Source organism: Micrococcus sp., assembly GCF_030523875.1.
Classification (GTDB): domain Bacteria; phylum Actinomycetota; class Actinomycetes; order Actinomycetales; family Micrococcaceae; genus Micrococcus.
Genome location: NZ_JAUNHR010000018.1, coordinates 25,085 through 35,245, shown reverse-complemented (window position 1 = coordinate 35,245; position 10,161 = coordinate 25,085). Strand labels below are relative to the sequence as shown.

General features: G+C 74.4%; 5 protein-coding genes. 4 read left to right on the top strand and 1 reads right to left on the bottom strand.

Annotated features, from left to right (window positions below; translation table 11 throughout):
* The 4 genes from Q4D18_RS04125 to Q4D18_RS04110 form a co-directional block, all read left to right on the top strand.
* Positions 1–2,099: transglycosylase domain-containing protein (locus Q4D18_RS04125; protein WP_303126090.1), on the top strand; the 2,099-nt coding region annotated here is incomplete at its 5' end.
* Complete coding sequence (locus tag Q4D18_RS04120; RefSeq protein ID WP_303126089.1) at positions 2,096–3,040, top strand: metallophosphoesterase; 945 nt, start codon at positions 2,096–2,098, stop codon at positions 3,038–3,040. The genes Q4D18_RS04125 and Q4D18_RS04120, both read left to right, overlap by 4 nt.
* Before the next feature lie 47 nt (positions 3,041–3,087).
* Complete coding sequence (locus Q4D18_RS04115; protein ID WP_303126087.1) at positions 3,088–5,082, top strand: ABC transporter ATP-binding protein; 1,995 nt, start codon at positions 3,088–3,090, stop codon at positions 5,080–5,082.
* Positions 5,079–6,971, top strand: coding sequence for an ABC transporter ATP-binding protein (locus Q4D18_RS04110; protein WP_303126086.1), 1,893 nt, complete (start codon positions 5,079–5,081; stop codon positions 6,969–6,971). The genes Q4D18_RS04115 and Q4D18_RS04110 overlap by 4 nt, the downstream gene beginning before the upstream one ends.
* A gap of 945 nt (positions 6,972–7,916) precedes the next feature.
* Here Q4D18_RS04110 and purD read toward each other — a convergent pair.
* Positions 7,917–10,115: a phosphoribosylamine--glycine ligase gene (purD, locus tag Q4D18_RS04105; RefSeq protein WP_303126085.1), complete on the bottom strand. Its 2,199-nt coding sequence runs from the start codon at positions 10,113–10,115 to the stop codon at positions 7,917–7,919.
* Positions 10,116–10,161: the final 46 nt, after the last annotated feature.

Below are 10,161 nucleotides of genomic sequence, written 5' to 3'. Positions count from 1 at the left end.
ACCAGCTGCCGGACCAGCTGCCGGCCGAGCCGGTCTCGATGCCGTCGAAGATCTACTCGGCGGACGGGGAGCTGATCGCCACGTTCTACGAGGAGAACCGCAAGCCGGTGACCCTCGACCAGGTCTCGGACCACATGGAGCACGCGATCGTGGCGATCGAGGACGAGCGCTTCTTCGAGCACGAGGGCGTGGACGCCAAGGGCCTGATCCGCGCGGCCGTGAACAACCTGACCTCCCCCTCCACGCAGGGCGCGTCCACGCTGACCCAGCAGTTCGTGAACAACATGCTGATCAACTCCCAGCAGGTGCGCGGCGACTCCCGTCTGACCCTCTCCGGCACCAAGGAGGCCTCGGACAAGGTCAAGGAGATCAAGCTCGCCGTCGCGGTGGAGAAGCAGATGTCCAAGGAGGAGATCCTCCAGGGCTACCTGAACCTCGTCCTCTTCCAGGGCCGCGCCTACGGCGTGGAGGCCGCCTCCGAGTACGTCTTCGGCAAGCCGGCCGCGGACCTGGAGAGCTGGGAGGCCGCCACCCTGGCCGGCATGGTGCAGTCCCCCACCCGCTTCAACCCGGCCCGCAACCCGGAGGGCACGGTCAAGCGCCGCAACCTCGTGCTCAACGCGATGGAGAAGAACGGCTATCTGACCGCCGAGGAGGCCGAGGCCGCCAAGGCCCAGCCGCTGGAGTTCGTCATGAAGGGCGAGCCCACCGGCTGCCTCAACGCCGCCTTCGGCGCCTACTTCTGCGACTACGTGGAGCGGCGGATCCTGGCTGACCCCACCTTCGGCCCCGACGTCGCCGCCCGCCAGGCGCTGCTCGACCGCGGCGGCCTGACGATCCGCACCACCCTGGACTCCGGGCTGCAGAAGAAGGCGGAGGAGGTCACCCGCCGGGTCATCCCCAACGACGAGTCCCTCGGCGCCGGCCACTCCCTGCTGTCCATGCGCCCGGGCACGGGCGACATCGTGACGATGGCCCAGAACACCGAGTACTCCCTCGCGGACGACGTGGGCAAGACCTCCCTGAACCTCAACGTGGACGGCGAGTGGGGCGGCGGCGAGGGCTTCTCCGCCGGCTCCACCCTGAAGCCCTTCGTGGCCCTGACCTGGCTGCGCTACGGCAACAGCCTGATCGACTCCGTGGACGGCTCCAATGACGTCTACCCCTCCACCTCGCGCTTCGCGGCCTCCTGCCTGCCCGGCGGCTTCACCACCGCCGGCGGCGGCTCGAAGGGCTGGGAGATCAACAACGTCATCGACGGCATGAAGAAGCGCGACCGCGTGGACGAGGGCCTCTACTGGTCCGTCAACACCCCCACCGTCGCCCTCGGCTACCAGATGGACCTGTGCGACGTGGCGAACACCATGACCCAGCTGGGCATCGTGAACGGCCGTGACGGCACCCCCCTGAGCCCCGCCGAGCCGTCCTTCCTGCTGGGCAAGGACAGCGTGGCCCCCACCTCGCTGGCCGGCGCCTACGCGGCCCTGGCCGCAAACGGCCTCTACTGCGAGCCACGCGCCATCACCGAGGTGACGGACAGCGCCGGCAACCAGTACGAGATCGGCGGCCCCCAGTGCCGCCAGGTCCTGGACCCGAAGCACGTGGCCGAGCTGACCCCGGTGCTGCGGCACATCGCCACCTGGAACATCGCCCCGGACGGCACCGGCTACGAGTTCGCCGGCAAGACGGGCACCAACAACAACATGTCCTCCACCTGGTTCGTGGGCTACACCACCGAGCTGGCCACCGCCGTGTGGGCCGGCCGCTACACCAGCCAGAAGACGATGCGCGGCGAGACCATCAACGGCGAGGTCCAGGAGGAGTTCTACGGCTCCACCGTCAACGGCGGCACGTGGCTCGAGTTCAACGACCTCGCCAAGCGCACCTACCAGCCCGGCCGCCTGCCCACCTTCGACGGCCCGTCCTCCGTGGACCCGGGCGCCGAGGGCGACCACCCGGACGGGACGTTCTTCCGGCCCGAGGACATCGACCGCGGCGCGGAGGGACCGACCTCCACGCTGGGCCCGAACGCCGGCGACACCCCCTTCTCCAGCGCTGAGAAGCGCGCCGAGTACGAGGCCTCCCAGGGCATCCGGTGACACCCTCCCCCCACCCGACCGCACGGCGGCTCGCGCGCTCCGGCGCCCGGGCCGCCGTCGGCGCGGCGGGGCTCGGCGCGGCCGGCCTGGCCTGGGGCCTGACGGAGGCCGAGGCGCGCACGGTGCGCACCCACACACTCCGCCTGCTGGCCCCGGGCACCCGCCCCGTGCGCGTCCTGCACCTCTCGGACATCCACCTGCTCCCCCGGCACCGGAAGCGCCTGGCGTGGCTGCGGGGGCTCGCGGAGCTCGAGCCGGACCTCGTGGTGGACACCGGGGACAACATCTCCCACGCCGCCTCGATCCCGCTCCTGCTGGACGCGCTGGGCCCGCTGCTGGAGCGGCCGGGCGTGTTCGTGCCCGGCTCGAACGACTACTACACGCCCAAGCCGGCCAACCCGCTGCGCTACCTGCGCGGCCCCTCCGAGCTGGAGGCCTCCCGCTCCCGCCTGCCCACCGAAGAGCTGTTCTCCGCCTTCCGCGCGGCCGGCTGGGCGGACCTGACGGACCGGTCCGCCGACGTCGTGCTGGGCGCCGGCCCGGACGCGGTGCGCGTGCGGGCCGCGGGCACGGACGACCCCCACCTGGGCCTGGACCGCTGGCCCGGGTTCGGTCCGGACGACGACGCCGTCCCCGCCCTGCGCCTGGGCGTCACCCACGCCCCCTACCGGCGCGTACTGGACGCGATGACGGCGGACGGCGCGGACCTGCTGCTGGCCGGGCACACGCACGGCGGCCAGGTGTGCCTGCCGTTCGTCGGCGCCCTGGTGACGAACTGCGACCTGCCCCGTTCCCAGGCCTCGGGCGTGTCGACGTGGACGGCGGCGGGGCGGACCGTGCCGCTCGAGGTGTCCGCCGGGATCGGCACCGCCCCCTCGGCGCCGGTGCGCACCCTCTGCCGCCCCGAGGCCGTGGTCCTGGACCTGCTCCCCCGCGCCTGACCGGGCACGGGGCCGGAGTGACGGGCCTCACCCGGTAGAGTCCCCCCGTGCCCCGCCCCGCCTCCACCCCCCTGCCGCTGCGTGCCGCCCTGCGCGGGATCGCCCCGTACCTGGACGGCGTCGGCGCCCGGTGGGCCGCGGGCCTGGTCAGCGCCATGCTCGCCGGCCTCGTGGCACTGGCGATCCCCCAGGTCATCCAGGTCCTGGTGAACTCGGTGTTCGCGGACGTGGTGCAGGACGTCCCGCTCACGGACGCGGCCCGCGCGGAGGTCTGGTGGGCGGCCGCCCTGCTCGCCGGCCTGGGCCTGGCCGAGGCCCTGTTCGTGTACCTGCGTCGGTTCTTCATCCTCCCGCCCGCCGCGGACGTGGAGAACCGCGCCCGGATCACCCTCTACCGCCGGCTGCAGCGGATGCCCGCGGCCTTCCACGACGCCTGGCCCTCCGGCCAGCTGCTCTCCCGCGCCCAGGCGGACCTGTCCCTGCTGCGGCGGTGGATCGCATTCGGCTCCGTGATGCTCGTGGTCAACACCGTGACCATCCTGGTGGGCACGGCCCTGCTGTTCGGCCTGTCCTGGCAGCTGGCGCTGCTGTACCTGGCCGCCGCGCTGCCGATCATGTGGCGCTCCTTCGGGTTCCGCAACGACTTCCGCTCCGCCTCCCGTCTCTCCCAGGACCAGGCCGGGGACCTCGCCACCACGGTGGAGGAGTCCGTGCACGGCATCCGCGTGCTCAAGGCGTTCGGGCGCGGCGCCCACGCCCTCGAGGGCTTCCGGGGCCGGGCCGAGACCCTGCGCGGCACCGAGGTCCGGAAGGCGTCCGTGCTCTCGGGGTTCATCGCGCTGATCGTGGCGCTGCCGGAGGCGGTGCTCGGGATCGGGCTGGCCCTGGGCGTGTGGCTCGTGGCCCAGGGCGAGCTCACGGTGGGCGCGCTGGCCGCGTACTTCGCGACGGCGGCCGTGCTCTCCGGCCCGGTGGAGTCGGTCGGCCAGCTGATGGGCATGACCCTCGCGGCCAAGACCGCCATCGACCGGCACCTGGACGTGCTCTCCTCCCCCGCCACCGTCACCTCCCCCGCCGGGGCGGACCGGGACGAGGAGGAGGCCCTCGACGCCGGCCGGGCCGCCGCCGCGGCCCGCGCCGTCCGGGCGGAGGCCGCGGGGCGGCCGGAACGGGTGCCGCGTCCCGAGCCCGCCCGGCCCGGCGCCACGGTCGGGGCGGGTGCCGCCCCACGCGAGACGCGTGCCGGCGTCGTGCTGCCGCCCTCCGCGGGGTCCCTGGAGTTCCGCGGGGTGCGCTTCCGGTTCCCCGACGCCGGGGAGAGCGAGGCGGACGAGCTGCTGCGCGGCGTGGACCTGAGCCTCGTGCCGGGCGAGACGCTCGCCCTGGTGGGCGTCACCGGCTCGGGCAAGTCCACCCTGGTCCAGCTGGTCCCCCGGCTCTACGACGTCACGGGCGGCGCGGTCCTCGTGGACGGCGTGGACGTGCGCGACTACCCGCTGCAGGAGCTGCGCCGGCGCGTGTCCATCGCGTTCGAGGACGCCACCCTGTTCTCGGACACCGTCCGGGCCAACGTCCTGCTCGGGGCCCCCGCCGAGGCCGTCGCGGACGGCCTGGACTCCCCCGGCGCCCGCGCGCTGCTGGACCTCGCCCTGGACACCGCCCAGGCGGGGTTCGTGGCGGACCTGCCCGACGGCGTCGACGCGGAGATCGGCGAGGAGGGCCTGAGCCTGTCCGGCGGGCAGCGCCAGCGCCTGGCCCTGGCCCGCGCGATCGCCGCCCGCCCGGACATCCTGGTGCTCGACGACCCCCTCTCCGCCCTCGACGTGCGCACCGAGGAGGCCGTCACCGCGCGCCTGCGCGAGGTGCTGGCCGGGACCACCACGCTGATCGTGGCCCACCGGCCCTCCACCGTGGCCCTCGCGGACCGCGTGGCGGTCCTTGAGGACGGGCGCGTGGCCGACGTCGGCACGCACGCCGAGCTGCTGCGCCGCAGCGCCGCCTACCGCGACATCATCTCCAGCCGACCCGAGGAGCAGGCATGAGCACCGCGGACGTCACCCGCGTCACCGGCGTCGGCGCGGAGGAGGCCGACGACTACACGCCCGCCGAGCGCCGCCACGTCCGGCGCCGCTCGTGGCGGCTGCTCGGCGAGCTCGGCCGCCCCGTGCGCGGGACGCTGCTGCTGACGGCGGCGCTCGTCGTCGTGTCCAACGCGGCCCGCGCGGCGGCCCCGCTGATCATCGCGTGGGCGATCGACTGGGGGCTGCCGCAGGTCGTGGCCGGCGTCCGCGCCGGCGAGCCCGTCACCGGGGTGCTGACGCTGGTGGGCGGGGCGTACGTGCTCACCGCCCTGGCCTCCGGGCTGCTGCTGGGCGTCTACACGTGGCTGACCGCCAAGGCCAGCCAGGCGATGCTGCTGGACCTGCGGCTGCGGGTGTTCCGGCACACCCAGCGGCTCAGCCTCGGCTTCCACGAGCGGTACACCTCCGGGCGCGTGATCTCCCGGCAGACCTCGGACCTCGAGGCGCTGCGCGAGCTGCTGGACCAGGGCGTGTCCTCGCTGGTGTCCGGCCTGATGTTCATGACGTTCACCGCCGTGTCCATCCTCATCCTGGACCCGCCGTCCTTCCTCGTGCTGCTGGGGGCCGCCGTGCCCGTGGCCGCGGTGGTGCACTGGTACCGCGTGCGCTCCGAGGACGTCTACCGCCGCTCGCGCGTGTCCTCCGCCCGGTCGATCGTGCACTTCGTGGAGACCATGACCGGCATCCGCGCGGTGCAGGCCTTCCGCCGCGAGCGCCACAACGAGCGCCGCTACCGGGAGCTGGCCACCCGCTACCGGGACGACATGGTGGAGTCCCTGAACCTGTTCGGCGTGCTGCAGCCCACCCTGATCGCGGTGGGCAACCTGACCGTGGCCGCCCTGCTGGTGACGGGCGGGCTGCGCGTGCTGGCCGGGGACCTCGAGGTGGGCGTGCTCGTGGCCCTGCTGCTGGCCGGGCGCCGCGTGTTCCAGCCCATGGAGATGGTCGCGATGTTCTACTCGTCGCTGCAGTCCGCCACCGCCGCCCTCGAGAAGGTGTCCGGGCTGCTCGAGGAGGAGCCCGCCGTCGTCGAGGCCGCCCACCCCACGCCCCTGCCGCGCCCGGACGGCTCCGGCCCGGCGCCCGTCGGGAGGGGCGAGGCGAGCGGCCGGATCGAGTTCCGCGACGCGGTGTTCGGCTACGGGCCCGGGAAGGTGGTGCTGCCGGAGTTCGACCTGACGGTGCCCGCCGGGCAGACCGTGGCCGTGGTGGGCCAGACCGGCGCGGGCAAGTCCACCCTGGTGAAGCTGATCGCCCGGTTCTACGACCTCACCTCCGGCTCCCTCACCCTGGACGGGGTGGAGCTGCGCGAGCTGGCCCAGGCGGACCTGCGCCGCAACGTGGTGATGGTGACCCAGGAGGCGTTCCTCTTCTCCGGGTCCGTGGCGGAGAACATCGCGCTTGGGAAGCCGGGGGCGAGCCGCGAGGAGGTCGAGGCGGCGGCCCGGGCCGTGGGCGCGGACGGGTTCGTCCGGGAGCTGCCCGAGGGGTACGACACGGACGTGAACCAGCGAGGCGGACGCCTGTCCGCGGGGCAGCGGCAGCTGATCAGCTTCGCGCGCGCGTTCCTGGCGGACCCGGCCGTGCTGATCCTGGACGAGGCCACCAGCTCCCTGGACCTGCCCAGCGAGCGGCTCGTGCAGGCCGGGCTCGAGCGGCTGCTGGGCGACCGGACCGCGCTGATCATCGCGCACCGGCTCTCCACCGTGGCGATCGCCGACCGCGTCCTCGTGGTGCACGACGGCCGCGTGGTGGAGGACGGCTCCCCCGCCGAGCTCGTGGCCGCCGACGGCCGCTTCGCCGCCCTGCACCGGGCGTGGGAGGACTCCCTGGTCACGGGCGAGGCCTGAACCCCCTCCCCGAGAGGCACTGTCGCTGAGGAGTTCGTCGCCACCGGCGGTAGGCGAGGTCCACGACAGGCGACCACGGGTCGTCCGGGACGATCCGGCCCTGCAGTTCCGGTTCGGGCAGACCCGCGTCCAGCCGCGCGAGACGCAGCTCGGTCTCCGGAGGCGAGTCCGCTCCCACTCGGACCAGGCCCAGGGCCAGCCGCGCGACCCTGACCCCCTTGAAGCAGCCGGCTCGGGACAGCGCGGCGTGGAGGGCGTCCACCGTGGTCCGGGCCGGCCCACGCCGCTGCTCCGCCTCCACCCACGGACGGTTCACGAGGGCGTCGCCGGCGATCACGAGGGGATCCGCAGGACCCCTCGGCATCAAGGAGGCCAGATCCGCCCAGGTGCGCTCCAGCGACGTGCAGGGCACCCCGTGCACGGTGGTCACGTCCTCCGGGGGGGCACCATGCGGGCGTGGGTCTGCACGCGCCTCCGCACGCTGACGCCGCGCTCGTGCGGCCTGCTCAGGTGCAGGTGCCCGTCCGGACGCACCGGCGTCGGCACCACGAGGCCGTGCAGCAGGGCCGCGCTCTGGTGGGAGAGCACTCCCCCCGCCCGGCGCACGACAGCGGCGGCGTCCGCCGGCGGGCGCGCTCGACGCTCCACCCGGCGGCGGTCAGGTCGCCCAGGGTGAAGGGGCGGTCGGACAGGTGCTCAGGGAGAGGGAGCGGGGCACGAGGTGACATGACCTCGAGCCTCGTGCGACCGGCGTCGTGGTGGGGACGGGGCGGGCGGCGTCGGGGATGCCCGCCGCGGTGCGGGCGCCTGTGCAGGAGCGCACTCGTCCGCACCCCACCCTCACCCGCCAAGCCCTGACTTCCGCTCGGGAGATCGTCGCTTCCGTCCCAGCACCACTCGAGGGTGGCGACGATCTCCCGAGCGAAAGCGCGGAGAGGGGCGGGCTCAGGCCTCGAAGGTCCGCCCGGTCAGGCGCTCGTACGCCTCCACGTACCGCGCCCGGGTCCGCGCCACGACGTCGGCCGGCAGCGACGGCGGCGCCTCCCCCGAGCCCTTGTCCCACCCGGACTCGGGGGAGGTCAGCCAGTCGCGCACGAACTGCTTGTCGAAGCTCGCCTGCGCGCGGCCGGGCTCGTGGTCCTCGGCGTCCCAGAACCGGGACGAGTCGGGGGTGAGCACCTCGTCGCCGAGCACCAGCTCACCGGTGACCGGCTCCTGCCCGAACTCGACCTTGGTGTCCGCCAGGATGATCCCGGCCTCGCGGGCGATCGCCTCGGCGCGCGTGTACACGGCCAGGGTCGCGTCCCGCAGCGCGGCGGCGGTCTCGGCGCCCACGCGCTCCACCGTCTGCTCATACGTGATGTTCTCGTCGTGCTCGCCGACCTCGGCCTTGGCCGAGGGGGTGAAGATCGCCGGCTCCAGGCGCGAGCCGTCCACGAGCCCCTCCGGGAGCGGGATCCCGGTGACGGTGCCGTGCTCGCGATACTCGGCCAGCCCGGACCCGGTCAGGTAGCCACGGGCGATGCACTCGATCGGGTGCATGCGCAGCCGCTTGACCACCATGGCCCGCCCGGCCACGGCCTCGGGGACGTCCGTGGAGACCACATGGTCCGCCACGGCGCCCTCGCCCTCGGCGAGCCTCTCGAACCACCACAGGCTCAGCTGGGTCAGCACGGCGCCCTTGTCCGGGATCGGCGGCTCGAGGACGTGGTCGTACGCGCTGATGCGGTCCGAGGCCACCACCAGCAGCGTGTCCGACTCCCCCGGCGCGGCGTCGGCCGGCTCGTAGAGGTCGCGCACCTTGCCGGAGTACACGTGGCGCCAGCCGTCCAGTTCCAGGGCCTGCGCGCCGTCGTAGCCGCGACGCCGTTCCGGCACCGTGATCTCTCCGCGCTCGGCCTTCAGCCCGATGTCCGAGCGGCGCTGGGCGCCCTCGAACCGGATGCGCTCGGCGCCGGCGTACGCCCGCTCCCGAGCCTCGGCGAGGTCCGCGCCCCGCCCGACGACGGCGAGCACCCGCCCGCCGGCCGTCACCACGTCCCCGTCCTCGGTGCGCTCGGTGCCGGCGTGCAGCACGTCCACGCCCTCGAGGGCCAGGGCGTCCTCGAGGCCGGTGATCACGTCGCCCGTCGAGGAGGACGCGGGGTACCCGGCGGAGGCCAGGACCACGTCCACGGCGACGTCGTCGCTCCACTCGAGCGTGCGGTCCGCGCCGAGGCGGCCGGCGGCGGCGTCGGCCAGGAGCCCGCCCAGCGGGGTCTCGAGGCGGGCCAGGACGGCCTGCGTCTCGGGGTCGCCGAAGCGCACGTTGAACTCGATGACCTCCGGGCCCTTCGCGGTCACGGCCAGGCCGATGAACAGCACGCCCGTGAACGGGGTGCCGCGGCGGGCCATCTCGGCCAGCACGGGCCGGGCCACCCGGTCCATGACCTCCTCGGTGAACCCCTCGGGCAGCCACGGCAGCGGCGTGTAGGCGCCCATGCCGCCGGTGTTGGGGCCGGCGTCGCCGTCGTGGATCCGCTTGAAGTCCTGGGCCGGGGTGAGGGCGACGGCGTGCTCGCCGTCGCACAGCACGAAGAGGGAGACCTCGGGGCCGTCGAGGAAGTCCTCGACCACCACGGCGCCGCCCGCATCCAGGCACGCCTGCGCGTGGTCCAGCGCGGCCGCGCGGTCCGAGGTCACCACCACGCCCTTGCCGGCGGCGAGGCCGTCGTCCTTGACCACGTGCGGGGCGCCGAACGCGTCCAGCGCGGCCTCGACCTCGGCGGCCGTGGTGCAGGTCCGGGCCCCGGCGGTCGGCACGCCGGCGGCGGCCATGACCTCCTTGGCGAAGGACTTGGACGCCTCCAGCTGGGCGGCGGCGCGGGACGGGCCGAACACGGCGATCCCGGCCTCGCGCAGCGCGTCGGCCACGCCGGCGGCCAGCGGGGCCTCCGGGCCGACGACCACGAGGTCCGTCCCGAGCCCACGGGCCAGCGCGACGACGGCGTCGGGGTCGGTGGCGGTCACGGGGTGCAGCGCGGCGGCGTCGGCCATGCCGGCGTTGCCGGGGGCCGCATGCAGCTCGCCGACCTGGGGATCACGGGAGAGGGCGCGCAGCAGCGCGTGTTCGCGGCCGCCGTTGCCGAGCACGAGGATCTTCACGGCCCCAGCCTACGGCGCGGCCCTGGCCCGCCGCCTGCCCGCGCCC